The sequence below is a fragment of the Methylobacterium sp. GXS13 genome (assembly GCF_001455965.1).
In the GTDB taxonomy this organism is placed as follows: domain Bacteria; phylum Pseudomonadota; class Alphaproteobacteria; order Rhizobiales; family Beijerinckiaceae; genus Methylobacterium.
The window spans coordinates 74,954-99,340 of the sequence record NZ_LKKO01000002.1; the positions used below are offsets into that span (position 1 = coordinate 74,954).

The 24,387-nt window shown below is 70.6% G+C and carries 22 protein-coding genes; 17 read left to right on the forward strand and 5 right to left on the reverse strand.

The features are described 5' to 3' along the window. Positions 1-142: 142 nt before the first annotated feature. The 4 genes from AO398_RS03635 (at position 143) to AO398_RS03650 (ending at position 4,056) form a co-directional block, all read left to right on the forward strand. Complete coding sequence (locus tag AO398_RS03635; RefSeq protein WP_058190679.1) at positions 143-1,174, forward strand: nitronate monooxygenase family protein; 1,032 nt, start codon at positions 143-145, stop codon at positions 1,172-1,174. Further along, a complete protein-coding gene (locus AO398_RS03640; RefSeq protein ID WP_058190680.1) occupies positions 1,171-1,908 on the forward strand; it encodes an enoyl-CoA hydratase-related protein in 738 nt (245 codons plus the stop codon). Before AO398_RS03635 ends, AO398_RS03640 begins: the two co-directional genes overlap by 4 nt. After that, a complete protein-coding gene (locus AO398_RS03645) occupies positions 1,905-2,741 on the forward strand; it encodes an IclR family transcriptional regulator (RefSeq protein ID WP_058190681.1) in 837 nt (278 codons plus the stop codon). Before AO398_RS03640 ends, AO398_RS03645 begins: the two co-directional genes overlap by 4 nt. A gap of 112 nt (positions 2,742-2,853) precedes the next feature. Next, on the forward strand, positions 2,854-4,056 hold the full coding sequence (locus AO398_RS03650; RefSeq protein ID WP_058190682.1) for a CaiB/BaiF CoA-transferase family protein: 1,203 nt from the start codon (positions 2,854-2,856) through the stop codon (positions 4,054-4,056). Between the two features lie 7 nt (positions 4,057-4,063). On the opposite strand, the gene AO398_RS03655 is transcribed toward AO398_RS03650, so the two are convergent. Then, positions 4,064-5,023: a GDP-mannose 4,6-dehydratase gene (locus AO398_RS03655; protein WP_058190729.1), complete on the reverse strand. Its 960-nt coding sequence runs from the start codon at positions 5,021-5,023 to the stop codon at positions 4,064-4,066. A 185-nt stretch (positions 5,024-5,208) separates the two neighbouring features. Further along, positions 5,209-6,396: a complex I NDUFA9 subunit family protein gene (locus AO398_RS03660; RefSeq protein ID WP_058190730.1), complete on the reverse strand. Its 1,188-nt coding sequence runs from the start codon at positions 6,394-6,396 to the stop codon at positions 5,209-5,211. 257 nt (positions 6,397-6,653) lie between these two features. On the opposite strand from AO398_RS03660, the gene AO398_RS03665 reads away from it, so the two are divergent. Further along, positions 6,654-6,836 carry a hypothetical protein gene (locus AO398_RS03665; protein WP_243960271.1) on the forward strand — a complete coding sequence of 61 codons (183 nt, stop codon included), beginning with the start codon at positions 6,654-6,656 and terminating at the stop codon, positions 6,834-6,836. A gap of 9 nt (positions 6,837-6,845) precedes the next feature. Here the strand turns inward: AO398_RS03665 and AO398_RS03670 are convergent, their stop codons facing one another. The 3 genes from AO398_RS03670 to AO398_RS03680 form a co-directional block, all read right to left on the reverse strand. Beyond that, positions 6,846-7,787, reverse strand: a complete 942-nt coding sequence (locus AO398_RS03670; protein WP_058190731.1) for an MBL fold metallo-hydrolase — start codon at positions 7,785-7,787, stop codon at positions 6,846-6,848. 205 nt (positions 7,788-7,992) lie between these two features. After that, complete coding sequence (locus tag AO398_RS03675; RefSeq protein ID WP_058190684.1) at positions 7,993-9,195, reverse strand: murein L,D-transpeptidase family protein; 1,203 nt, start codon at positions 9,193-9,195, stop codon at positions 7,993-7,995. 102 nt (positions 9,196-9,297) lie between these two features. Then, a complete protein-coding gene (locus tag AO398_RS03680; RefSeq protein ID WP_058190685.1) occupies positions 9,298-11,883 on the reverse strand; it encodes an ABC transporter ATP-binding protein in 2,586 nt (861 codons plus the stop codon). A gap of 347 nt (positions 11,884-12,230) precedes the next feature. Here AO398_RS03680 and AO398_RS03685 point away from each other — a divergent pair, with 347 nt between their 5' ends. The 12 genes from AO398_RS03685 to AO398_RS03740 are packed head-to-tail and all read left to right on the forward strand — an operon-like array spanning position 12,231 to position 24,332. Next, a complete protein-coding gene (locus AO398_RS03685) occupies positions 12,231-12,890 on the forward strand; it encodes a cytochrome c3 family protein (protein ID WP_058190686.1) in 660 nt (219 codons plus the stop codon). Next, positions 12,887-15,850 carry a TAT-variant-translocated molybdopterin oxidoreductase gene (locus tag AO398_RS03690; protein WP_058190687.1) on the forward strand — a complete coding sequence of 988 codons (2,964 nt, stop codon included), beginning with the start codon at positions 12,887-12,889 and terminating at the stop codon, positions 15,848-15,850. The genes AO398_RS03685 and AO398_RS03690 overlap by 4 nt, the downstream gene beginning before the upstream one ends. 2 nt (positions 15,851-15,852) lie before the next feature. Beyond that, on the forward strand, positions 15,853-17,877 hold the full coding sequence (locus AO398_RS03695; RefSeq protein ID WP_058190688.1) for a quinol:electron acceptor oxidoreductase subunit ActD: 2,025 nt from the start codon (positions 15,853-15,855) through the stop codon (positions 17,875-17,877). Further along, on the forward strand, positions 17,874-18,410 hold the full coding sequence (locus tag AO398_RS03700) for a cytochrome c (protein WP_058190689.1): 537 nt from the start codon (positions 17,874-17,876) through the stop codon (positions 18,408-18,410). Before AO398_RS03695 ends, AO398_RS03700 begins: the two co-directional genes overlap by 4 nt. Then, positions 18,407-19,459, forward strand: a complete 1,053-nt coding sequence (locus AO398_RS03705) for a hypothetical protein (protein ID WP_058190690.1) — start codon at positions 18,407-18,409, stop codon at positions 19,457-19,459. Before AO398_RS03700 ends, AO398_RS03705 begins: the two co-directional genes overlap by 4 nt. Continuing rightward, complete coding sequence (locus AO398_RS03710) at positions 19,456-19,944, forward strand: hypothetical protein (protein WP_058190691.1); 489 nt, start codon at positions 19,456-19,458, stop codon at positions 19,942-19,944. Before AO398_RS03705 ends, AO398_RS03710 begins: the two co-directional genes overlap by 4 nt. Before the next feature lies 1 nt (position 19,945). After that, positions 19,946-20,920 (forward strand): cytochrome c oxidase subunit II, encoded by a 975-nt coding sequence (coxB, locus tag AO398_RS03715; protein ID WP_058190692.1) that lies wholly within the window; start codon positions 19,946-19,948, stop codon positions 20,918-20,920. Between the two features lie 10 nt (positions 20,921-20,930). Continuing rightward, positions 20,931-22,607 carry a cbb3-type cytochrome c oxidase subunit I gene (locus AO398_RS03720; protein ID WP_058190693.1) on the forward strand — a complete coding sequence of 559 codons (1,677 nt, stop codon included), beginning with the start codon at positions 20,931-20,933 and terminating at the stop codon, positions 22,605-22,607. After that, complete coding sequence (locus AO398_RS03725; RefSeq protein ID WP_058190694.1) at positions 22,604-23,263, forward strand: cytochrome c oxidase subunit 3; 660 nt, start codon at positions 22,604-22,606, stop codon at positions 23,261-23,263. The genes AO398_RS03720 and AO398_RS03725 overlap by 4 nt, the downstream gene beginning before the upstream one ends. Position 23,264: 1 nt before the next feature. Then, positions 23,265-23,576 (forward strand): hypothetical protein, encoded by a 312-nt coding sequence (locus AO398_RS03730; protein WP_058190695.1) that lies wholly within the window; start codon positions 23,265-23,267, stop codon positions 23,574-23,576. Between the two features lie 53 nt (positions 23,577-23,629). Further along, a complete protein-coding gene (locus AO398_RS03735; protein ID WP_058190696.1) occupies positions 23,630-23,983 on the forward strand; it encodes a type II toxin-antitoxin system RelE/ParE family toxin in 354 nt (117 codons plus the stop codon). Positions 23,984-24,023: 40 nt separating this feature from the next. Further along, complete coding sequence (locus AO398_RS03740) at positions 24,024-24,332, forward strand: helix-turn-helix domain-containing protein (RefSeq protein WP_058190697.1); 309 nt, start codon at positions 24,024-24,026, stop codon at positions 24,330-24,332. Positions 24,333-24,387: the final 55 nt, after the last annotated feature.

Genomic DNA, 24,387 nt, shown 5'->3' on the forward strand with positions numbered 1-24,387 from the left:
GTGCCGGGCGCCATGCCATTCAGACTCGCCCCGGGCGCGATTCCGGCTCGGATCCGCCCCGGCGGGTTCCAACGGCCGGGCCGCCCGACCCATCAGGGAGGATCGCTGTGCGCGGTATCGGCCAACAATCCGGCAGCCTCCGATGAGCGACGGCCCCGAGCGGAATCCGGCGGGACGCCGCTCCCCAAATCGCCTCCCCGAAATCCTGCGCGGCCGGCTCGCCCTGCCTGTGATCTGTGCGCCGATGTTCCTCGTCTCGGGACCGGAGCTCGTGATCGCGCAATGCTTGGCCGGAGTGGTCGGCGCGTTCCCGGCGCTCAACGCGCGGCCCGCTGAGCTTCTCGACGAATGGCTTGCGACGATTACGCGGACGCTCGCTGAAGAGCGCGCGAAGGATCCGGCCCGAAAGATCGCGCCCTTCGCCGTCAATCAGATCGTCCACGCCTCGAACGACCGTCTGGCGCAGGATGTCGAAGCCTGCGTCCGGCACCGGGTGCCGATCATCATCACCTCGCTGCGGGCCCCGGACGCGGTCATCCGCCCGGTCCACGCCTATGGCGGCGTGGTGTTCCACGACGTCACCACGGTCCGCCACGCCGAGAAGGCCCTGGAGGCCGGAGTCGACGGGCTGATCCTGGTCTGCGCCGGCGCCGGGGGCCATGCCGGCACCCTCAGCCCCTTCGCCCTGGTCGGCGAGATCCGGCGCTTCTACGACGGTCCCCTGATCCTGTCGGGGGCGATCACCACCGGATCGGCGATCTTGGCCGCCCAGGCCATGGGCGCCGACCTCGCCTATATGGGCACCCGGTTCATCGCGACCCGGGAGGCGAACGCCGCGTCCGGCTACAAGGACATGATCGCCGGCAGCGCCGCCGCCGACGTCCTGTACACCCCGTATTTCACAGGCGTGCCAGGCAATTACCTGACGCCGAGCATCCGTGCCGCCGGGCTCGATCCCGAGGCGCTGCCGGTGCGCGACAAGACCGCGATGAATTTCGGCAGCGCCAGCGTGAAGGCGTGGCGGGACGGCTGGGGCGCCGGCCAGGGGGTCGGCACCATCGCGGACGCCCCACCCACCGCCGACCTCGTGGCCCGGCTCGCCCGGGAATACGCCGCCGCCCGGTCGGGGCTCGCGGGCGTTTCCGCGGATTATGCCGGTGAGGCCGTCTCTTGAGCGTCCGCATCGCCGATCCGGAGCCCGGGATCCGGCTGGTCACCATCGACCGGCCGGAGCGGCGCAACGCCCTCGACCGGGCGACCTATGCGGATCTCGCCGCCGCCTTCGACGCGGCCGGCGCCGACGCGACCGTGCGCGCCGTGGTGCTCACCGGGGCGGGCGGCTGCTTCACCGCCGGCAACGATCTCAAGGACTTCCAGGATGTCGAGGCCGGCGGCGACAGTCCGGGCCTGACCTTCCTGAAGGCCTTGCGCGGCTGCCCGAAGCCCGTCGTCGCGGCTGTCGAAGGGCATGCCGTCGGCATCGGCACGACGCTGCTGCTGCATTGCGACCTCGCCTATGCCGGGGACGGCGCCCGCTTCCGCCTGCCGTTCACGGCGCTCGGCCTCAGTCCCGAAGGTGCGTCGAGCTACCTCCTGCCGCTCGTCGCCGGCACCAAGCGGGCCGCGGAGCTGCTGATGCTGGGCGAGCCCTTCGGCGCCCCGGAGGCGGTGGCGGCCGGCCTCGTGAACGCCGCGGTCCGGGCGGGAAAGGCCCTGGAGACCGCCCTCGGGCGGGCCAGCGCTCTGGCGGCCCTGCCCCCGGCCTCGATCGCGGCGACCAAGCAGGCCCTGCGCCGGGGCCAGGACGATACCGGCGCCCGCACCCTCGCCGAGGAGGCGGAGGTGTTCCACGCGCTGCGCCGGGGCCCGGAGGCCCAGGCGGCCTTCGCGGCGTTCCTGCGCCGATGAGGGCCGCGGATCAGGACCTGCTGGCCGATCCCGATGCGGCGCCGGGTGACGGCGCCAAGGAGGACGGCGCCAAGGAGGATCGCCACTTCGTCACGGCTTTGGCCCGGGGCCTCGCGGTGCTGGCCTGTTTCGGCCCGGGCCGGACCAGCCTCGCCAACCACGACCTCGCGGCGGCCTGTGGCCTGCCGCGCTCCACCGTGTCGCGGCTGACCTACACGCTGACCAAGCTCGGCTACCTGCACCACGCCGCCGAGACCGGCCGCTACCGTCTCGGGACGGCGACCATCGCCCTCAGCGCCGCGGCGCTCGGCGGGCTCGACGTGCGCGGCATCGCCCGGCCGGCCCTGCGGGCGGTGGCCGAGGCGGCCAACGCCTCGGTGGGGCTTGGCGTGCGCGACCGGCTCAGCATGCGCTACGTCGATTGCCAGCGCGGGCCGGCTGCGATCTCGCTGAACCTCGATACCGGCTCGCGGATCTCGCTCGCCCGCAGCGCCATGGGCCGCGCCTACGTGGCGGTCTGCCCCGAGCGCGAGCGCGAGAGCATCTACGAGGACCTGAAGGCCCTCGACCCGGTGGCCTGGCCCGCCCTGCGCGCCGACCTCGACCGGGCGGTGGCCGAGCATCGCGAGATCGGCTGCTGCACCTCCTTCGGCGAGTGGCAGGAGACGGTCTGCGCCATCGGCGTGGGCTTCAATCCCGGCGGCGGTCTGCCGCCGATGTCGGTCAATTGCGGCGGCCCGACCGTCATCACCGACGCCCGGTTCCTGATGGACGTGGTGCGGCCGAAGCTCGTCGCGGCGGTGCGCAGCCTCGACGGCGTGATGGGCGCTTGAAGGCCCATAGGATCGGGTTTCCAAAGGGCGTGCCCTTTGGCGGGTTGTCAGGGCAGAGCCCTGATGAACCAGGACTTTTCACGAGGCGACGCGCGCTCTGAGGATCTTTGCGATGGAATCTGAGCCGTCATCGGACCTTCCCCTCGCCGGGATCCGCGTCCTCGACCTGTCCCGGGTCCTGGCCGGTCCGTGGTGCGCGCAGGTGCTGGGCGACCTCGGCGCCGACGTGATCAAGGTCGAGCATCCGGAGCGCGGCGACGACACGCGCGACTGGGGCGTGGCGACCAGCCCCGGCAACACCTCGTATTTCGATAGCGTCAACCGCAACAAGCGCTCGATCGGGGTCGACCTCGCCACGCCGGAGGGGCTGGCGATCGTCAAGGCGCTGGCCCGCGAGAGCGACGTGCTGGTCCAGAACTTCAAGACCGGCGGTGCCGAGAAGCTCGGCCTGGGCTACGCGGCGCTCTCCGCTGAGAATTCCGGGCTGATCTACTGCTCGATTGCCGGCTACAGCTCGGACGGCTCGGAGGCCGGAAGGCCCGGCTACGACTTGGTGGTGCAGGGCGAATCCGGGGTGATGGCGCTCAACGGCGAGGCCGGCGGGCCGCCGTTGAAGTTCGGGGTCGCGGCCGTGGACCTGTTCACCGGGCAATACGCCGCCCAGGCCGTGCTCGCAGCCCTGTTCCAGCGCGAGCGCACCGGGCGCGGCCGGACCATCGATCTCGCCCTGTTCGATTGCGGCGTGGCGCTGACCTCCTATTATGGCCTGGAGGCTTTGGCCCGGGGTATCGACCCCCCGCGTTACGGCAACGCCCACCCGTCGATCGTGCCCTACGGGGTGTTCGAGGCCGGCGACGGGCCGGTGGTGATCACGGTGGGCAACAATGCCCAGTACCGCCGCTTCTGCGAGCAGGTGCTGGAGCGGCCGGACCTGTGTGCCGACCCGCGCTTTTCCACCAACCTCGACCGCTCGAAGAATCGCGCCGCCTTCATTCCGATCCTAGAGGCCGAGCTTGCCAAATGGGAGCGCGCGGCGCTGATCACGCGCCTGCGCGCGGCGGGCATCCCCTGCGGCGAGGTGATGGGCCTGCGCGAGGCGTTGACCTGCGAGCGTGCCCGGGAGGCCGGGCTCGTGGTCGAGGGGGCCGGCAACGCTCACGTGATCGCCCCGCCCTACCGCCTGGACGGGCGCCGCCTCCCCGTCCGCCGCATGCCGCCGGGCCTCGGGGATTCGAGCCGGGACATCCTGGCCGAGCGGTTGGAGGTTTCGGCGGAGGTGCGGGACGCGCTGGTGGCGCAGGGGGTGGTCCGGTAGGGCGCGCTCAGCCCTCGGCCGGCGCCAGCCGGGTGCGGGCATCGTCCAGCACCCGGGTGAGGGCGTCGTCCCAGGCGACCCGGGGCTGCCAGCCGGTGGCTTCGCGCAGGCGGGTGGCATCGCCCGCGGCCAGCGGGATCTCGCTCGGGCGCACCCGCTCGGGGGCGATGCGGATCTCGAACGGTACCCGGGCGCGCATGCGCAGGCCGTCGAGGACGCTGGCAATCGTGCGGGGCACGCCGGAACTGATGTTGAACACGCTCCCGTCCGGCAGGGACTCCGCCCGGCCGATCAGCTCGACATAGGCGCCCGCCACGTCGGCGACGTCGAGGAAGTCGCGGTAGGAGGACAGATTGCCGACTTCGAGGAGGGGTGGCGCGCAGTTGGCCTCGATCCGGGCGATCTGCCCGGCGAAGGAGGCGACGACGAAGCGCTCGTCCTGGCCCGGGCCGATATGATTGAACGGCCGCAGCACCACGAGCTTCACGCCGATCCGGGGCAGCAGGTCGCGCAGCAGCTGCTCGCCGACCCATTTCGAGCGGGCGTAGGTGTTGCGCGGCAGGGGCTCGGCCTCTTCGGAAAGGGCGTGGCCCGCCAGGAACGCGCCGCCGTAGACTTCGCCCGAGCTGACGAAGAACAGCGTGCAGCCCGGCACCGACTCCACGGCCGCCACGAGGTTCATCAGGCCGTTGACGTTCACCCGCCAGGTCTGCCCCGGCCCGGTGGCAGACTCGCCCACGGAGGCGAGACCGGCCAAGTGGAGGATCTCAGTCGGCTGAAATCGCGCTACGAGTCCGGTCAGCGCGGCTTCGTCGAGGAGATCGATGCGCTCGTAATCCACATCCGCAGGCAGGGTCCCGGGGGCACCGCGGCCGATCCCGACTACGGGGGCGCCCGACGCGGCCAGGAGCGGCAGGACGTGGCCGCCGACGAAGCCCGCCGCGCCGGTGACGAGAATGCGTTTCACGCCAAGCCTGCCGATCCGTTCCACGGGTTGGCGATCATCGTGTGGTCCCGAATGGTCAGGCGCCGGCTCCTCGTTCCACACACTTCAAAAGAAGACAGCGATATAAACCCGCGCACCGGCAAGGAAACGGGTTCCCCAAGGGCCCGAGGCCCCTTGGCGGGGTATCGGGGCGGAGCCCCGATCCTTCAGCTCATCGTCCGGGTGCCCCAGCGGGTGCCCATGCGGCTTTGGGCGCTGCCCGGGGAGCTGCCGGCATCGGCGCCGATCGCCGGACCGGACGCGGTCTGCGGCCGGTGCTGGGATTCCGGGGCCATGGGCGTCGATGCGATCGAGTCGGGTACCTCCGCCAGGTATTCCTCATCCCGGTCGGTGGCGAACTGGCCGGCCTTGCGGAACGGCCAGAGATAGCCCGGTACCACCGCCTCGGCGGCGGTCGGGGTGATCCCGATTGCCTCGATGGTCCGGCCCTCAGCCTTGGCGGCCTCGGATACGACGTTGTCGTTCTGGAGCAGGATCACCTGATCGCGGGTGAGCTTCAGGCTGTCGGGCAGCAGGCCGAAGGTCAGGGTATCGGCGACCTCCAGGAGCCGGGCCTGCAGCTTGGCCACCGGCAGCGGCAGGTCGACCACGGCGCGCTTGCGCTGGATCGTCTTCAGCATGTAGCGCACGAGGTGCTCGAGGGTGGCCACTTCGGGACCGCCGAGCTCGTAGACCTTGCCGCCCGGCACGGCGCCATCGACGGCCCGGGCGATCGCCTCGGCGACATCGCCGACGAAGACCGGCTGGAAGCGCGACTGGCCGCCCGCGAGGGGCAGCACGGGCAGCGCCCGGGCGAGGCCGGCGAAGCGGTTGAAGAAGCTGTCGCCCGGCCCGAAGACCAGCGACGGCCGGAACACCACGGCATCCGGGCAGGCGGCGAAGACCCGGGCCTCGCCCTCGGCCTTGGTGCGGGCGTAGAGCGAGGGCGAGGCCGGATCCGCCCCGATCGCCGAGACGTGGATCATCCGGGCGCCCTGCCGTGCGGCGGCGCGGGCGATCTCCGCAGCGCCGTCGACCTGCAGGCGCGCGAAGCTCTGCGAACCGGTCTCCTGCAGGATGCCGACGAGGTTGATCACCACGTCCGAGCGCTCTGCCGCGCGGGCCACCGAGTCGGGGTAACGCAGGTTGGCCTGGACGGCCACGATCTGGTTGACCTTGCCGAGCGGCTGCAGGAACAGCGCCAGGTCCGGCCGGCGCACCGCGACGCGGATCCGGTAACCGCGCTTGGCGAGCGCCCGCACCACGTGGCGGCCCAGGAAGCCGGAGCCACCGAAGATCGTCACGAGCTGGGATTGCGGGCGCAGCGGGCCCGTGGGGGCGGTGGATGCGGGCATGCTGTCCTGAGGCGTGTTCTGTGGGCCGGTCATCGCCGTGGTCTCGGGCTCTTCGCGCGCGCCGGGGCGCCGTCGTGCGCGCCTACTTAGCCTAAGTTCGGCCCCTTGGGAGCCGCCCATGCGCGCGATGGCGTGATTAGCGCCTGACGGCGCCGGACGCGACCGGGAACGGGCACCGCCCCCATGCATTTCCACGGACGAATTCGCCGGGCGGCTGCGCCGGCCGGGGCGCGCCGGGGACTGCGATGATTCTAGGGATGCTCATCTCGGCGGTGATTGCCGTCTTCGGCCTGCTCGTCGCGCTGGGCCTGATCGGCCACCCGATCGATGCACAGCTGATCAGCAACTACGGCTGGAGTATCCTGATCATCGGCGTCGCACTGTTCGTGCTGTTCGCCTATCGCCGGTTCAGCCGGCCCCGGAGCGGGCGCTCCATCTGATCGCCTGCGTCAGGCGACCTTGATCCGGCGGCGGACCTCGCGCGCCACCGTCGGGCGGTTGCCGGCCCGACGGCTCACCGAACGGGGGGCGCCGACCGTGATGCTCTGGCTCTCGCGGGCGATGAAGGCGGTGGGCATCTCCGCCTGGAGGTCGGCCTCCATGTCGCGGAGCGCCGTGTCGGAATGGGCCGGATGCAGGTGGATGATCGCCAGGGCCTTGACGCCGGCGGTGCGCGCCAGCTCGACGCCCTTCTGCCAGGTCGAGTGCCCCCAGCCACGGCAGGTCGGATATTCGCCGTCGGTGAACATGCCGTCATAGACCATCAGGTCGGCCCCTGCGACGAACCGGGCCAGCTCGGCGTCGGGCCAGGGATCGCTGTGCTCGATATCGCTGATCAGGCACAGGCGTCGGCCGCCATGCTCGAACCGGTAGCCCACCGAGCCCTGCGGGTGATTCAGCAGGATCGTGTCGACCCGCGAGCCGTCCGGGAAGGTCAGGGTCTGGCCGGCCTCGAAGCCGTGATGGTTGAAGGTGCAGCACAGCTTGTCGAGGGTAACCGGGAAGAGCGGCGGCGCGAACAGGCGATCGAGGGTCGGACCGGCCGATTCGCCGCCGAGATTTCCGCAATAGGTGTTGATCACCCGGTCGGAGTCGAGGACCGCCGGCTTGAAGAACGGAAGTCCCGCCGTGTGGTCGAGATGCAGGTGGGTGAACAGCAGATCGACGTCCCGCGGGAGATCGGTGCGATGGCCCTGGCCGAGGTTGTAGATGCCCGAGCCGGCGTCGACCACGAACATCCGCTCGCCGCACCGCACCTCGATGCAGGGCGTGCTGCCGCCGAATTCGGCGTATTGCGGGCCGCTGACCGGCGTTGAGCCGCGCACGCCCCAGAATCGGAGGACGAGGCCCTGATCGGCCGCGCAGATGGTCGGCTCGGAACACTTGGACATGGCGATCACGAATCTGCGGACAGTCGGTCCCGATCCGTTACGATCGAAACCCCGTCGCCGTTCCGGGAAGGTAGCGCTGAATACGGCAGGCCGACGGGACAGGAGTACCGCTCATCCCCTGCCTTACAATGAATTGGGGGCCCGCACGCCGTCGTGATGTGCGGCCGCGCACACGGATGGGCCGCTTTCCGGGGCCGGTGCATGCCTAAAGACGCTCGGCGGAGGCGATCAGGCCCGCCCCCGAGCCTGCGAGAATCGGACGTCCGGCACCCGGGCCGGGAGATTCGCTCAAAGTCGCCGCGAGCAGGGAGGGCAGGCCGTCGCCGTAGCGGGCCGGAAGGCGGGAGGCCAGCACCCCGAACGGATCGGGTGCCCGCTCGTAGATCGGCACGAAACCCGCCATCTGCCGCAGCGCGAGCCCGGAATCCGGCCCGCCCCAGGCGGCCCAGACGCTTTCCGGCACCGGGCGCGGTGCCCGATGGCCCGGCACGACCACCACCTCCTGGCCGGCATAGGCCAGAGCTTCCGGCCGGCTGATGTCGCCCACCGCCCCGCCCCGGGCCGTGTAGGCCGCCCAGAACGCGTGCTGGCCGCCGTCGGAATAGGTGGTGCGCACGGCGGGTTCCCCGGATTCGGCAAGCGCCGCCATGCGCGCCTCCTCGATCGCCCGGTAGGTGGCCACCGCTGCTTCCCGGGCGGGATCCCGGGACGGTGCGAAGGCGTAGCGGCCGGCGATCACCGAGACCTGAAGCTCCTCCCGGCTCGCCTCGAACCGGTCGGACCCGGCCTTGAGCTCGCGCCAGAACCCGATGTTCGGGTCGGTCCGGTGGCGGGCCATGTTCTCGGCACTCATCCGGAACGGATAGGACTGGAACTGGAAGGCCGCCTGGCCGCCGTTCAAGGCCTCCCGGGCGATGGCGTAGATCTCGCCGACCGTGTTGTCGGTCATGGCGAAGCAGCCCATCGACGAGCAGATGCCGTGGACCATCACGGCCGAGCCGGTGCCGCCATGGGCGCGGTCGTAGGCGTTGGGATAGCCGACGTCGAAGGACAGGTAATAGTGCGAGTTCGGGTTCATCTGGCGCCGGGGCACCGTGTAGAACCCCTCCGGGGTTTGCCGGTCGCCGCTCTTGCGCTTGGGCCCGAGCTGGCCGGACCAGCGGCAGATCGGGAAGGTCTTGATATGGACGTACCCGGACGGGCCCTTCTTCCAGACCTCGATCTCGGATTCCTTCTTGTAGGCCCGGAACAGCACCGGGGCGGCGGCCGTGGTACCCTTCTGCGCCATGAGGGCGAGCGTCGCGGCCGGGATCGGCGCGTCGGCTTTCCCAGCCTGCGCTGCACTCGAACCGCAGACGGTGAGGAGCACGAGGCCGGCGGTGAGGGATCTCGGTATCGGGAGAGGCATGAACCGTCCGTGCTGGATCGCCCGGGCGAGGGGGAACCGGGGCCGGGCAGGCACGGCATCTCGACCTGCCCGGCCATTGCGGCCGTCGTGAGGCCGTAGCCCTCAGGTCAAGGCCGGCTCCGGCTCGGCGGCCTGGGCGGCCTGAGGCGCGACGACGGCGCTGTTCTCCACGGCGATCACCGCGTCGAACGGCTCGATCCCGTCGGGCACGCCCGATTCGGGCAGGCAGACAATGACGCCGCGTCCGGCCCGGGCCTGGCGGAGCCGGGCCAGGCGCTCGCGCACACCCTCGACCGTACGGTCTTCGAGCGTCACCGCGACCACCAGGATGTCGGGTTCCCGGGCGAGGCAGCGGGTCAGCTCGATCGCCACACGCTCCCGGGCGTTGATGGCGCCGTCCGCCAGCGCGCCGGTGCTCGGCTGGATCTCGACCTTGCTGTCGAGGCCGAGGCTGTAGACCGAGGCTTCGAGCCCCTCGTCGGCCAGCACCCGCTGCACCAGTGCCCGGACGCGCGGCTCGGCATTGGCCTCGCCGAGGCTGATCCGGCCGAACAGCAGGTTCTCCTCGAGGCTGGCTGCCGGATTGACGCGGCCCGGATCGTGGAACTCCACCGCGCCGGCGAGGTGGGGCGGCAGCATCCGGGCGAAGGAGCGGCGGGCCTGGACGAGCCGCTGCTCGAACGCGTCGTCGATCAGGCCGAAGCGGTGCCGGGACTCGCTGTAGCGCAGGGCCAGGCCGATCAGCCGCGTGCGGTCGCGCTGGCCCGCCGCTCCCCGGCGCAAACTCGCGGCATTGGGCAGGCGGACAACGAGGTCTTCGAAATATCCCCGCTCAGACGCCTGAAACAACGAATAGGCGTCGAAGAGCGGATGGTCGTTGGGCAGATCGGCGAAGATTTCTACCGTGCTGCGGGCAACCGCCAGGCCGATCTCGGTGAGCGGCCGCACCAGCTCCTCGGCCTCCAGCACCGCGCGCAGGTAGGGGTGCCGGGCGAACCGCAGGGGCGCGAAGGCGCCGCCCACCGGCTCGCCGAACAGGATGTTCTCGCCGATGCTCGCCTGATGGTTGTAGCGCTCCGGGTCGAACGGCTCGACCAGGCGCTCGGCGCCCTTGGCCGCGAGCGCTGCCCGCATGGTCCGCCGGGGCGGCCCGATCGCCGCCGCCAGCCGGGGCTGGGTCGTAGGGTCGAGACGACCGGTCAGGCCGCGGGCGTAGACGAAGCCCTCGAGGCCGGCGAGACGGCAGATCCCGATCAGCGCGATGTCGTCGGGGGCGTTGGCCGGCTCGGTGCCGTAGAGCAGGTTCTGCCGGAGCGAACCCTCCATCAGGATCGCCTCCCCGGCCGCGAAGGCGATGCGGCGGGCGCGCTCTGCGGCGTCGAAGCCGCGCAGGTCGGAGCCGGCATAGGTGACGGCGCCCGCAGTCGGCTCGATCTGTCCCGCCAGCACCGCCGCGAGCACCCGGGCGCCGCTGCCCCGGCCGCCGGTGATCGCCACGTGGCCCGGCATAACAACGGCGACATCGACGCCGGTCAGCCGCTCGCCGCTGGCCGGGTCGAAGGCGCCGACCCCCTGGGTCGCCAGGATCCCGGACCGGGGGAGCGGCGGGGCGAGTCCCGTCCGGGCCGCCTTCGCCTGGCGCCCCTGGAGGATGGCGATGAGACGCGCCAGGTCGCGGAAGCGCGGCCGGACGGATCTGCGCACCGTCCAGAGCCGGGCACAGATCGCGGCCAGCCAGCCGGCCAGACCGAAGGCCCCGGTGGCCGCGAGCAGCGCGGCCGGATCGACCGGTGGGGCCGACGGGGCACCCGGCGTCGCGGACCGCCACAGGGCCGTGCCGATGGCGATGGCCGGGAGGATCACCGCCAGGGCCAGCGCCGGCGCCCGTGCATAGGCCAGCCGGGCCTCGGCACGGGCGACGTTGGTGCGCATCGCCGCGACCCGGGCCGCGATCCGCGTCCGCTCCAGGGCGGCGGCCCCGTGGACGCGCACGGCCGGCAAGCGTCGCACCAGGTCGTTCAGGTTGGTCTCGGCCCGGGTGCTGGAGCGCAGGCGCAGGTCCTGACGGTCTCGGGCGCGCTGCAGGACCAGCCCGTAGGCGAGGCCGATCGCCGCCAAGCCGATCGCTGCGGTCGGGATCAGGCGCGGTGCGGCGAGCCCCGCGAAGCCGAGCGCCAGGAACAGCGCAGCCAGGGTCATCGCCGGCACCACGATCCCGGCGGCCAGCAGCCGATCGCCCCGGCCGAGAACCTCGCCGACCAGGCGGGCCAGGCTGCGCGCCTCGTCCCGGGCCCCGGCGGGCGCGTCGAGGATCGCTCGCAGGACGCTCTCCCGGACGGCATCCGCCGCCTGGTTCTGCGCCTTGAAGCACAGGCGCGCCACGACCCAGCCGACACCCGCCAGGGCCAGCGCGCAGGCGGCGATGCACAGAAAGGCGGCGAGCTCCAGCTCGGCGGGGCGCATCGGGAAGCCGTGAACCAGCACGATTTCGCGACCCGGCAGCGACAGGGCAAGCCGCAGGAACGGCAGCATCGGCGCCTCGTCGCGCGGCAGCACCGCGACCAGATCGCGCAGGCACAGCAGGGAGAGGGCACAGAGCGGCGCGCCGATCCCGACCACGAGGGTGACCGCGGTTGCGTGCAGGCGTCGGGCGGCGCGCCACGTCAGGACGAGGGGATCGGAATCCATAGGGCTCCGGGGCGAGTCCGGGGTGGGTCGGCGACGGAATCGGGCCGCCGTGCCCTGGTTGATCAGCGCATAGGCTCTCGCGCCGCCGGCGGGAAGTGTCTGCGAGGGCGGTGTCAGAAGCGCCGGGTTTGATGATCCATGTTCTAGCTCTCGTCTGGAAAAGCTCTAGGTTCCGACCTCGGGCGGTCGCGGCTGCCTCCCGGCGCCGGGCCGCTTTGGTCGCATTGCGCGGGCGCTCCGCTGCGCTGCACAGTCAATTCGGGACCAACGGTGGGGCGACGCTTGCGGCGCGAGGCTGAGCAGATCGAATTCGTCGACCGGACCGCGCCGTCCTGTGGGGCCGCCTGATGGCGCAGCTGTTCACGCCCGGTGCGGATGCGATCTACCGGCTCGCCTTGATGACCGGTGTGGCCTGCCTGGTCGGCCTGCCGGTTCTGGCGGCCGGGATCGTGCGCTCGAACTACGTCACCGGGGTCGGCATCGCGCCGGCCCAGCCGGTGCCGTTCAGCCACAAGCACCATTCGGGCGAGCTCGGCATCGATTGCCGCTACTGCCACACCACCGTCGACAAGGTGGCATCGGCCGGCATCCCGCCGACCCATACCTGCATGACCTGCCACTCGCAGATCTGGACCGGCTCGGACATGCTCAAGCCGGTGCGCGACAGCTACGCGCAGGACAAGCCGCTGGAATGGGTGCGGCTGAACAAGCTGCCGCAATACGTCTACTACAACCACTCCGTGCATGTGACCAAGGGCATCGGCTGCTCGACCTGCCACGGCGACGTGACCTCGATGCAGCTGACCTACCGGGCGAATGCCTTCGAGATGCAGTTCTGCCTGGATTGCCATCGGGCGCCGGAGAAGTACGTGCGGACGCCCGATCAAGTCTGGAACATGAACTGGAAGCCGCCGGCTGACCAAGAGACCCTGGGGCCGAAGCTCGTGGCCCAGTACCATATCCGCGGTGGCGCGCGGCTCACCGAATGCGGGATCTGCCACCGATGACCGGCAATCCCGACCTCGCCCTCCTGCGCCAGAAACTCGCCAGTGGCGACGGCCCGCGCTTCTGGCGCAGCCTCGACGCCGTCGCCGACAGTTCGGAATTCCGCGATTACCTCGCGGCCGAGTTCCCCTCCGCGGCGCGGCTCGCCGCCGCCCCGGAGCGGCGCGGCTTCCTCAAGCTGATGGCCGCATCCTTCGCGCTTGGAGGCCTCACCGCCTGCGGGTCGGAGGGCGGACGCAACTTCGAGGTGCCTTACGTCAACCAGCCCGAGCGGATCGTACCGGGCACGGACCTGTCCTACGCCTCCTCGGCGGTGTTCGACGGGTTCGGCAATGGCATCCTGGTCACCACCCGCAACGGCCGGCCGCTGAAGATCGAGGGCAATCCCGAGCATCCCTGGAGCCTCGGCGGCACCGACGTGCTGGCGCAGGCCTCCGTGCTCGGCCTCTACGACCCGTTCCGCTCGCAGGCGGTTCAGCATCTCGGCAAGCCGAGTTCCTGGGCGGCGTTCCGGGCGGCCCTGCAGGCGCAGATGCCGGCTTGGCACGAGACCGGAGGCGAAGGTGTCGCTCTGCTGACCGGCCCGGTGACCTCGCCCACCGTCGCGGCGCAGGTCGCCCGGATGCGCGCCGCCTATCCGGCCTTACGCTGGTTCGTCGGCGCCGGCGTGGGCCGCGAGGCGATCTACGAGGGCGCGCGCCGCGCCTATGGACGGCCGCTGGAGACCCTCCCGGACTTCGGTCGGGCGCGGACCATCGTGTCCCTGGACGGGGACTTCCTCGACCTGGGTCCCGGACAGGTCGGCCTGTCGGGGCGCTGGAGCGCGGCTCGCCGCGGGGCCTACGCGAAGGGGGGCCTGCTCTCCCTGCATGCGGCTGCGCCGACCCCGACCCTGACCAGCGCCAAGGCCGATTACGGCGTCCCCGTCCCGGCTGGGCGCCTCGAAGCCCTCGCGCGGGATTTTTTAGCTTTGGCCGGCGGCGGCGCGGCGCCTGCGGGCGACGATCCTGTATCCCGCTGGGCCCGGGGCGCCGGCAAGGCCCTGATCGAGGCCCGGGGCGCCGGCCTGGTCACGGCCGGCCTGACCACGAGCCCGGATCTGCACGCCCTGGTCCACCGCCTCAACGGCGCGCTCGGCAATACCGGCGCGACCCTGCGGCACACGGCACCCGTGGCCGAGCAAGGCACGGGCTCGCTGGCGGATCTGGCGGACGCCATGGAGCGCGGCGCCGTCAAGGTGCTGATCGTGCTCGGCGCCAACCCGGTCTACGACGCACCGGCCGCCCTCGACTTCGCTGCCCGGATGGAGCGCGTGCCGCTCAAGATCCATGCCGGGCTCTATTACGACGAGACCGGCGCACATGCCGACTGGCATCTGCCCACCGCCCATCCGCTGGAATCGTGGGGCGACGTCCGTGCCGTCGACGGCACGGTCGGGCTGATCCAGCCGACGGTTGCGCCGCTCTACAACGGCCGCACCCTTCAGGACATGCTGGCCTTCCTGACCGACGGTCGCGGGAGCGAAGGCGGCGAGGACGCGCTCGGCTTGCTCAAGGCGCGCTGGCGGAACGAAGGCGAGGATGCGGCCGCGTTCGAGGCCCGCTTCGGCGACGCCCTGCGCCGGGGGTATTGGCCCGACAGCGCGAGCGCGACGGAAGCGGTCGCCCTCACCCAGGCCGTGCCCCCCTCCCCGGTGCCTGCCACAGATGGGATTGAGGTGGTGTTCCGCCCCGATGCCACGATCTGGGACGGGACCCATGCCGACCTCGCCTGGCTGCAGGAACTGCCGAAGCCCCTGACCAAGATCGTCTGGGAGAACGTCATCGCCCTCAGCCCCCATCTCGCCGAGCGCGAAAAGATCGCCACGGGCGACATCGTGCGGGTCGAGGCGGCGGGGCGCGCCGTCGAGGGCGCGGCCTGGATCCTGCCCGGGCAGGATGCCGACACCGTGACCCTGAGCCTCGGCTACGGCCGCAACGTACCGGACCACCTGTCGAGCGGCCTGGGCTATGACGCCGCCACCCTGCGCCCCGTCGAGACGCCCTGGCGGCTGACCGGGGCGCGGCTCACCAAGACCGGCCGCCGCCGCATGCAGGCGACCACCCAGAACCTCGGCACGATGGAGGGCCAGGACATCGTCCGCGTCCAGGCGGTCGGCGCCGCGCCGGTGGGCGATCCCAAGACTGCGCCGGCACCCGCCTCGTTCTATCCGCCGCCCGAGAGCCAGGACCGCTGGGTCGCCGCGCAATGGGGCATGGCGATCGATCTCGATGCCTGCACCGGCTGCAATGCCTGCGTCACCGCCTGCCAGGCGGAGAACAACATCCCGGTGGTCGGGCGCGCGGAGGTCGAACTCGGCCGCTGGATGGGTTGGCTGCGGATCGACCGCTACTACGCGGGCGAACTCGACGCGCCGACGACGCATTTTCAGCCGGTGCCGTGCATGCATTGCGAGCAGGCGCCCTGCGAGGTCGGCTGCCCTGTCGAGGCGACCCTGCACGACAGCGAGGGCCTGAACCTGCAGGTCTACAACCGCTGCGTCGGCACCCGGACCTGCCAGAGCTACTGCCCCTACAAGGTCCGCCGCTTCAACTACCTGGACTATACCGGCGGCATGACCCCGGTGCAGCAGCAGCAGCGCAATCCCGAGGTCACGGTCCGCGCCCGCGGCGTGATGGAGAAATGCACCTACTGCATCCAGCGCATCACGGCGGCCCGGATCACCTCGGCCAAGGACGCGCATGCGCCGATCCCGGACGGCGCCGTCGAGACCGCCTGCCAAGGTGCCTGCCCGACCCGGGCGATCACCTTCGGCAACGTCGCCGACCCGACGAGCCGGGTCTCGGACGCCCGCAAGGACCCGCGGGAATATGCGCTGCTCGGCCACCTGAACACGCGCCCGCGCACCACCTACCTCGCCGGGCTCGCGCCCGCCGCCGGACCGGCCGGACGGGAGGGCTGAGCATGTCCGGCGCCCTGCTCGGCGGCCCGTCGGCCGGCCCCCTGATCGGCCCGGAGGAGACCCTCCAGGGCATCGGCGGCGCGGTGGCGGCGATCCCGCTGACCCATCCGCGCAACCGCCGCTGGTGGATCGCCTTCGCGGGGGCGGTGGCTTTGCTCGGCGTCTTCGGCTTCACCCTCGGCTACCTGCTCTATGCCGGGCCGGGGGTCTGGGCGAACAACAACGCCGTCGTCTGGGCGCTCGACATCGCGAGCTACGATTGGTGGATCGGTGTGGCGTCGGGCAGCCTGCTGGTCTCGGCGGTGCTGCTGTTGCTCGGGGCGGAGTGGCGCGGGGCGGTGAACCGCATCGCCGAGACCCTGGCGCTGCTCGCAACGGCCTCGGCCGGGCTCTACCCGATCATCCATCTCGGGCGGCCGTGGTTCTTCTTCTGGAACCTGCCCTACCCCAACACCTACGACCTCTGGCCGCAATTCCGCTCGCCGCTCCTGTGGGACGCGATCGACATTGTCGCCTTCCTGGTGATCTGCGTGAGCCTCTGGTTCATCGGGATGCTGCCGGACCTCGCCACCCTGCGCGACCGCGCCTTCGTGGAGGCGATGCGCCAGAGCGACGCCAAGGACCGCACCCGCAAGCTCGCTTTGTTGCGCGCGCAGATCTACGGCATCGTCGCCTCGGGCTGGCGCGGCTCGGCGGCCCATTGGCAGATCTGGGTCCAGGCCTACCGGACGGTGGCGTTGCTCGGCGTGCTGCTGGTGGTCTCGGTCCAGACCGGCGCCTCGGTGATGCTGGCCGGCTCGCTGATGCCGGGCTGGCACAGCACCTTGCTGCCGGTGAGCTTCCTGGTGAACGCAGTCTATTCCGGCGTCGGCGTCACCGCGGCGATCGTCGTGCTGATCCGCGTCGTCTACGGCCTGGACAGCCTGGTGACCGCGCGCCACCTCGACGTGCTCGGCCGCCTGCTGCTCTGCCTCGGCTGCGCCAGCGCCTATTGCTACGCCGCCGAGTATTTCGACACGTTCCTCAACGGCGACGCGCAAGCGCGGGCCGTGCTGGTGCGGCGCATGACCGGCGATCATGCCCTGGTCTCCTGGACGGCGATCCTCGGCCTGGTCCTGCCGGCGCAGGTGCTCTGGTCGGCCCGCGCCCGGACGACGCCCCTTGCGATCGCGATGGTCGGCCTGCTGGTCGCGGCCGGGGCCTATGCCGACCACGTCATGGTGCTGGTCGTCACCTTGACCCAGGATTTCCTGCCCTCCTCGCGGCTGCCCTACGGGCCGGATCCTTGGGGTATCGCTACCTTCGCGGGCTCCATCGGCCTGTTCCTGACCCTGCTGCTGCTGTTCCTGCGCTACCTGCCGGCGGTCTCGATCATCGAGAGCCGCCGCCTCGCCCTCGCCCGGGCTCCGGGCACCGCGGCCGCCGCCCGGGAGGCCGCGTCCCGGGCCACCCTCCGCCCGGAGGAGAATCCCGGGCCGGCCCCGCTCTGGGGCGTGTCCGCCACCTTCGCCAGCCACGCCGACCTCGCCGCCGCCCTGCAGGCGGTGTCGGGGATCAGCCCGGACCAGGTCCATCTCGACGGGCACGGGCCGGTGCCGATGCCCCGGACCCTGCGGGCGCTCGGCCTGGAGGGCCGTTCGATCCTGCCCTACGCGCTCGCCGGCGCGCTGCTCGGCGGCGCGGGCTTCTACGCGATGTGCATCTACGCGACCGCCTACGATTACGTGTTCCTGATCGGCGGGCGCCCGCGCCTGTCGTGGCCGTCCTTCGTGGTGCCGAGCATCTCCTTCGCGATGACGACCGGCTGCATCGCGATCCACCTCGCGCTCCTGGTGCTCAACCGCCTGCCGCGACTCAACCACCCGGCTTTCAACATCCCGGGTTTCCTGCGCGCCTCGGACGACCGGTTCTTCCTCTCCGCGGAGGCGCGCAGCGACCGCTTCGACGCGGCCCGGTTCGAGCGCCGGCTCACCAGCCTGCCGGTCGAGGCCGGGCGCCCCCTCGAGATCCGCAGGATCCCGCGATGAGGTGCGCCGTCCCCCTCACCCTGTTGGCGTCCCTCTCCGCTCTCACCGCCTGCGGCGAGGCCAACATGGACGACCAGGCCCGGGCCAAGACCTGGGACCGGAACGCGTTCTTCCCCCGCCAGATCACCATGCGTCAGCCCGTGGCCGGGACCGTTCCGCGGACCGACCCGGCCCGCGAGGCGCCGCAGCCGCAGGCGATCAGCGAGGACTTGGTCGAGCGTGGCCGGCAGCGCTACGCGGTGTTCTGCACGCCCTGCCATGGCCAGGACGGACGCGGTCAGGGGATCGTCGTGCAGCGCGGCTTCCCGCATGCCGGCGACCTCACTGCCGAGCCACTGCGCCAGGCCTCGGCCGCCGAGATCTACGACGCCATCGGCAATGGCCGGCGCGCGATGTTCGGCATGGCACAGATGATCCCGTCGGCCGACCGCTGGGCGATCGTCGCCTATGTCCGGGCGCTCCAGCTCAGCCAGGACGCCCCGGTGGCGAGCCTGTCGCCGGACGACCGGACCCGCCTGGAGGCGACCCAGTGAGCCGCCCCATCCTGCTCGGGCTTGTCGGGCTCGGCCTGTTGGCCTGCTGCTTTCTCGCGGGCGGCTGGCGCGGCGCGGCGTGCGCGTATCTCGCGGCCTGGCTCGTCCTCCTGGCGCTGCCGGTGGGCGCCCTGCCGGTGACGATCGTGGCCGAGCGCTTCGGCAAGCGCGTGCGCGAGCGCGGCGGCGTCGAGATTCTGGCGGGCCTGCACCGGCTGATGGCGCTGATGCCGGTGGCCGCGCTGCTGGGGCTGCCCCTCCTCGCGGCGGTGCCGGTGCTCTACCCCTGGGTCGAGGCGGCGCCCCGCACCCCGCTGGCGGGGCTCTGGTTCACCGCGCCGTTCTTCGCGGCCCGGGTGATCGCGTATCTCGCGGCTTGGACCTGGCTGGCGTTCCGCTTCGCGCGGCCCTTCGACGAGCCGGGCGAGGGCCGCACCGTGCCGGCGGTGGGCCTGCACGCGGTGGTCGGCACCCTGTTCACCACCGACGTGATCGCCTCCCTCGATCCGCGGCTCGATTCCACCCTGCTCGGCCTGCTGGTGATGACCGCGTGGAGTGGGCTGGCCTTCGCAGCGGCGATCCTGCTTGCCTGGGAGGAACCCGAGCCGGTGGGCCGCGGACGCACCCCGCCCGGGCGGGGCCGGCTGGTTCCCCTCGTGGTGCTGCTCGGCCTCTGGGCGTTCCTGCACTTCGTGCAATTCCTGATCGTCTGGTCGGCCAACCTGCCGCCGGAGGTGGCCTGGTACTTCGCCCGCGGCGGCGGGCTCGGACGCGGCCTGTCGATCGCGGCCGGGATCGTCGTCGTGCTGGCCGGGCTCGCGACCCTCCGGCCAGGCCGCCCGACCACCCGGATCCTGGCCGGCGCGGCGTTGGCCGTGCATGCCCTCGAGATGTTCTGGCTGGTCACGCCGGCTCTGCGCGACCGGTTCGTGATCCGCCCGGTCGACGGGCTCGCTGCCCTCGGAGTCGCGTGCCTGGCCGCCGCGCTCCAGCCCTTGCTGCGTGGCCGCGCAGCACCGAATGCCCGGTCTTCCGGGAGGATCGCATGAGCGCGGGCGGCACCCCCGGCCCCGGCCTGATCCCGGCGATCCTGGCCGGGCTGACCCTGCGCGGGAGCGGCCTGCTAAGCGGCCGGCCCGCCCGCGGCATGCCGGCCAATCGCCCACGCGATCCCGACGGTCCCGGCTACGAGACGCGCGATGTCAGCGTCCGCAACACCGCGCTGGTGATGGCGGGCCTGGCGCTCGCCGTGCTGACGGTCATCGGCACCATGGTCTGGCTGATGGGCGCCTTCAGCGCGAGCCAGCGCCGGAGCCTGCCGACCCTGACGCGCCAGCAGACCGCCCCGCTGACGCCGCCGCCCCCGAATCTGCAGGCCGATCCCTATGCCGACCTCGACCGCCAGAGGGCCGCGGCCGCGGCACTGCTCGCCGGCTACGGCTACAGCGATCCGGCCCATACCCGGGCCCGCATCCCGATCGACCGGGCCATGAACCTGATCGTCGGCCGCCCCCTCGACGCGCCGGAACGGTAGCATGACGCCGAACCACGCCGCCCTCGAACTCTGGCCCGCCGCCGTCTCGGCCACCGCGTCCGAGACCGACCTGCTGATCCTGGCCTTCACGATCCTGACCCTGCTGCTGACCGTCCCGGTCTTCGTGGCGATCACCTACTTCGCCCTGCGCTACCGGGAGGGTTCAGAGGCGGACCGGCAGCCATCGGGCATCCGCTCCAACCTGATCGAGATCAGCTGGATGCTGATCCCGTTCCTGCTGACGCTGATCTTCTTCGTCTGGGGGGCGCGGCTATACGTGGCCTCGCGGAACCCGCCGCCCGACGCGATGGTGATCGAGGCGATCGGCCGGCAATGGATGTGGAAGTTCCAGCATCCCACCGGCCAGGCCGAGATCAACAACCTGCACCTGCCGATCGGGCAGCCGATCCGCCTGCGGATCATCAGCCAGGACGTGATCCACGCCCTCTACCTGCCGGCGGTGCGCCTGCAGGTCGCCGCCCTGCCGGACCGCTACACCGACCTGTGGTTCAAGGCCGACAAGATCGGCACCTATCACCTCTACTGCTCGGAATATTGCGGCACCGACCATTCCGTGATGGGCGGCGAGGTCACCTTCATGAACCCCGGCGACTACCAGGACTGGCTGACCCATGCCGGCGCGCAGCAGAGCAAGGTCGCGGCCGGCCGCACCCTCTACGAGGCCTATGGCTGCGCCGGCTGCCACGATCCCGGCTCGGCCGTGAAGGCCCCGAGCCTCGTCGGGCTCTACGGCAGCCCGGTGAAGCTCGCCGACGGCCGCACGGTGACGGCCGACGAGACCTGGCTGCGCGAAAAGATCCTGAACCCGAACGGCGACCGGCTCGCCGAGGGCTACAAGCAGGTCATGCCGAGCTTCGCCGGGCGGATCCCGGCGGACGAGCTCGGCCGCCTCATCGATTTCCTGAAATCCTACACGGCGCCGGCCTCCGGCAAGGCCGCGCAGGCCAATCCATGAGGGCGACACCATGAGCGCAACGGGCAGCGTCGGCGGCACGGCCCGCCGCGAGCCGCACGCGCCGGAGGCCACCCTCGGGCGCAAGGCGGACTATCTCCACGCGGATTCGACCCTGCGCTCGTGGTTCCTGACCACCGACCACAAGCGCATCGCGATCCTGTACCTGACCTCGATCACCGGCTTCTTCATGATCGGAGCGGTGGCCGCCGGCGTGGTCCGGCTGGCCCTCATCGTGCCGAACGGCGCGATCATGACCAACGACACCTACAACAAGGCCTTCACCATCCACGGCGTGGTGATGGTGTGGTTCTTCCTGATCCCGTCGATCCCGGCGACCTTCGGCAACTTTTTGATCCCGCTGATGATCGGCGCCAAGGATCTGGCGTTTCCCAAGCTCAACCTGACGAGCTGGTACATCTTCATGACCGGGGCGTTCTTCACCCTGGTCTCTCTGGTGCTGGGCGGCGTCGACACCGGCTGGACCTTCTACGCGCCGCTCTCCACCGCCTTCTCGAACACCTGGGTCCTGCCGGCTCTGATCGGCGTGACCATCGTGGGCTTCTCGTCGATTCTCACCGGTCTCAACTTCGTGGTCACGATCCACACCATGCGGGCGCCCGGCATGACGTGGTTCAAGCTGCCGATCTTCGTCTGGACCCACTACGCCACCAGCCTGATCTTCCTGCTCGCTACGCCGGTGATCACGACGGCGCTGATCCTGCTGATCATGGAGCGCGGCTTCCATATCGGCGTGTTCGATCCGGCCTATGGCGGCGACCCGGTGCTGTTCCAGCACCTGTTCTGGTTCTACTCGCACCCGGCCGTGTACATCATGGTCCTGCCCGGCATGGGGGTGATCTCGGAGATCGTCCCGGCCTTCGCGCAGAAGAAGCTGTTCGGCTACCGGTTCGTCGCCTACGCGTCGATCGGGCTCGCTTCGGTGACCTTCTTCGTCTGGGGCCACCACATGTTCGTCAACGGCCAGAGCGACCTGGCCTCCCTGGTGTTCTCCGCCCTGTCCTTCGCGGTGGCGGTGCCGTCCGCGGTCAAGGTCTACAACTGGACCGCCACGATCCATAAGGGCAGCTTACGGCTCGACACGCCGATGCTCTACGCGATGGGCTATATCGGGCTGTTCGTGCTCGGCGGGCTCACGGGCCTCTATCTCGCGACCTTGGCCATCAACCAGCACATCCACGCGACCTACTTCGTGGTCGCGCATTTCCACTACATCATGGTCGGGGGCACGGTGCTGGCCTTCCTGGGCGGCCTGCACTTCTGGTGGCCGAAATTCACCGGCCGGATGTACAGCGAGCCGTGGGGCCGGGTCTCGGCGGTGCTGATCTTCATCGGCTTCAACGTCACCTTCTTCCCGCAGTTCATCCTGGGCTATCTCGGGATGCCCCGGCGCTACGCGACCTACCCGGCCGAGTTCCAGCTGCTCAACGTGCTGTCCTCGGCCGGCGCCACGATCCTGGCCGCGGGCTACATCTTCCCGATGCTCTATCTGGTCTATTCCCTGTGGTTCGGCCGCAAGGCGCCCGCCAACCCGTGGAACGCCAAGGGGCTCGAATGGGAGACCGGCTCGCCGCCGCCCAAGCACAATTTCCTGTCGCCCCCGGCGGTGCCGCGCATCCCGTACGACTACCCGATCCAGGCGCAGGAAGCCCAGGACCAGCACGGATGAGCGAGGGGCTTGCAGACGGCGTCGGGGTCGCCCGCGTCGGGCATTTCGAGACCGTGGACCAGCAGCGCGCCGCCGCAACGCTGGGCATCTGGGCCTGGCTGATCACCGAGCTGCTGCTGTTCTCCGCGCTGTTTCTAGTGGCGCTGATCACCCGGATCCTGCACCCCGAAGCCACGATCGCGGCGGCAAAGCACCTCAAGTTCTGGATCGGCGCCACCAACACCGTGGTGCTGATCTGCTCCAGCTTGACCATGTCGATGGCGATCGAGTTCTCGCGCATCGGCTGGCAGCGCGCCATGGTGCGGGCGATGCTGGCGACCGCGGCGCTCGGCGGCCTGTTCCTGGTGCTCAAGGGCTACGAATACTACGCCGACTGGGCCGAGCACATGATGCCGTTCCTGAGCAGCCGGCCCTTCGTGCTCGTCGAGACCCCGCCGGCACGGCTGTTCGTGAACCTCTACTACGTCGCCACGATTCTGCACGCGGTCCACCTGTTCACCGGCATCGCGCTCCTGCTTGGCATGACCTGGCTGGCCGCCAAGGCCGGCTTCCTGTCCCGGCACCAGAACTGGATCGAGGTCTACGGCCTGTATTGGCACTTCATCGACTTGGTCTGGATCCTGGCCTTCCCGATTCTCTACGTGGTGAACCGGTAGGATGCGCAATCCCCTCGCGACCCTGAGCGCCGACGACCGCGCCCTGCTCCGGCGGCGGCTGCGCACGCCGGTGCTGACCTTCCTGGCTTTGCTGGCGCTGCTCGCCGTCAATGTCACCCTGGGGGCCACCCTGCCCTTCGCGCAGGTGTGGATCGTCGAACTCCTGGTCGTCGCCGTGATGGTGGCGCTGATCCTTCTCGTGTCCATGGAGGTGATCCACGAGCCGCCGCTGGTGCGGCTGTTCTCCGGGCTCGGCTTCTTCTGGGTCGCCATCATGTTCGGGATGACGCTGACCGATTATCTGGCGCGGTGAAGGTTGGACGCTCCATCTTGCTTCTCGACGGCTGATCCTTACCGTCGAGACTCATGCACACAGTGGTCCTGACGCCGAAATTTCTCGCTGACGCGAAAGTTGCTGGCGTCTCGGACGGCGAGATGGAGGCGATCATCGATGTGATCGCAGCGGATCCGAGTGCTGGTGATCTCATCCCAGAGACCGGCGGGGCCCGAAAGGTCAGGATCGGCGGCCGGGGCAAGGGCAAGTCCGGAGGCTATCGGGTCATTACGTTCTACGTTGTTGATGACCTGCCTGTGTTCCTGCTTCGTCTGGTTTCGAAGGGGCAGCGCGTCGACATCAGCCATGCCGAGCGGCATGCCGTCAGAGCGGCGCTGATGGATCTGGTCGAAGTTTATCGCGCGGGTTTGCGCAGGCACGGGTGATCCACACATGGTGGATGCGATTCGTATAGAGAGGCGAGAGATGACCGCGTTCGGGGAAGGGCTGGTCGAGGCCGCGCAGCAGGCCCTTGCCATCGCCCGCGGCGAAGCCCAGCCGGGGACGTATCGCGTCCATAGCTCCCAGACGCTCGACGTGAAGGTCGTGCGTCGGGAACTCGGGTTCACGCAGGCCGAATTCGCGGCCCGCTTCGGCTTTCCGATCGCGACCCTTCGCGACCTTGAACAGGGCCGCGCTCGGCCGGATGCCGCGACACTGGCCTATCTGACCGTGATCCGCCATGACTCCGCCGCGGTGCTGCGGGCTCTGGAGCATGCGCAGAAGAGCGACTGAAACGTCAGTTGTCGCAAAGGTCGAACGTCTCTAAATCCGCTGACCCGCGGATGCG

What these genes read in the sequence shown, in the direction of transcription:
- AO398_RS03635 (WP_058190679.1), top strand. Translation starts at nt 143, where the DNA reads ATGAGCGACGGCCCCGAGCGGAATCCGGCGGGACGCCGCTCCCCAAAT.
- AO398_RS03645 (WP_058190681.1), top strand. Translation starts at nt 1,905, where the DNA reads ATGAGGGCCGCGGATCAGGACCTGCTGGCCGATCCCGATGCGGCGCCG.
- AO398_RS03650 (WP_058190682.1), top strand. Translation starts at nt 2,854, where the DNA reads ATGGAATCTGAGCCGTCATCGGACCTTCCCCTCGCCGGGATCCGCGTC.
- AO398_RS03660 (WP_058190730.1), bottom strand. Translation starts at nt 6,396, where the DNA reads ATGCCCGCATCCACCGCCCCCACGGGCCCGCTGCGCCCGCAATCCCAG.
- AO398_RS03665 (WP_243960271.1), top strand. Translation starts at nt 6,654, where the DNA reads ATGCTCATCTCGGCGGTGATTGCCGTCTTCGGCCTGCTCGTCGCGCTG.
- AO398_RS03670 (WP_058190731.1), bottom strand. Translation starts at nt 7,787, where the DNA reads ATGTCCAAGTGTTCCGAGCCGACCATCTGCGCGGCCGATCAGGGCCTC.
- AO398_RS03675 (WP_058190684.1), bottom strand. Translation starts at nt 9,195, where the DNA reads ATGCCTCTCCCGATACCGAGATCCCTCACCGCCGGCCTCGTGCTCCTC.
- AO398_RS03680 (WP_058190685.1), bottom strand. Translation starts at nt 11,883, where the DNA reads ATGGATTCCGATCCCCTCGTCCTGACGTGGCGCGCCGCCCGACGCCTG.
- AO398_RS03685 (WP_058190686.1), top strand. Translation starts at nt 12,231, where the DNA reads ATGGCGCAGCTGTTCACGCCCGGTGCGGATGCGATCTACCGGCTCGCC.
- AO398_RS03690 (WP_058190687.1), top strand. Translation starts at nt 12,887, where the DNA reads ATGACCGGCAATCCCGACCTCGCCCTCCTGCGCCAGAAACTCGCCAGT.
- AO398_RS03695 (WP_058190688.1), top strand. Translation starts at nt 15,853, where the DNA reads ATGTCCGGCGCCCTGCTCGGCGGCCCGTCGGCCGGCCCCCTGATCGGC.
- AO398_RS03700 (WP_058190689.1), top strand. Translation starts at nt 17,874, where the DNA reads ATGAGGTGCGCCGTCCCCCTCACCCTGTTGGCGTCCCTCTCCGCTCTC.
- AO398_RS03710 (WP_058190691.1), top strand. Translation starts at nt 19,456, where the DNA reads ATGAGCGCGGGCGGCACCCCCGGCCCCGGCCTGATCCCGGCGATCCTG.
- coxB (WP_058190692.1), top strand. Translation starts at nt 19,946, where the DNA reads ATGACGCCGAACCACGCCGCCCTCGAACTCTGGCCCGCCGCCGTCTCG.
- AO398_RS03720 (WP_058190693.1), top strand. Translation starts at nt 20,931, where the DNA reads ATGAGCGCAACGGGCAGCGTCGGCGGCACGGCCCGCCGCGAGCCGCAC.
- AO398_RS03725 (WP_058190694.1), top strand. Translation starts at nt 22,604, where the DNA reads ATGAGCGAGGGGCTTGCAGACGGCGTCGGGGTCGCCCGCGTCGGGCAT.
- AO398_RS03730 (WP_058190695.1), top strand. Translation starts at nt 23,265, where the DNA reads ATGCGCAATCCCCTCGCGACCCTGAGCGCCGACGACCGCGCCCTGCTC.
- AO398_RS03735 (WP_058190696.1), top strand. Translation starts at nt 23,630, where the DNA reads ATGCACACAGTGGTCCTGACGCCGAAATTTCTCGCTGACGCGAAAGTT.
- AO398_RS03740 (WP_058190697.1), top strand. Translation starts at nt 24,024, where the DNA reads ATGACCGCGTTCGGGGAAGGGCTGGTCGAGGCCGCGCAGCAGGCCCTT.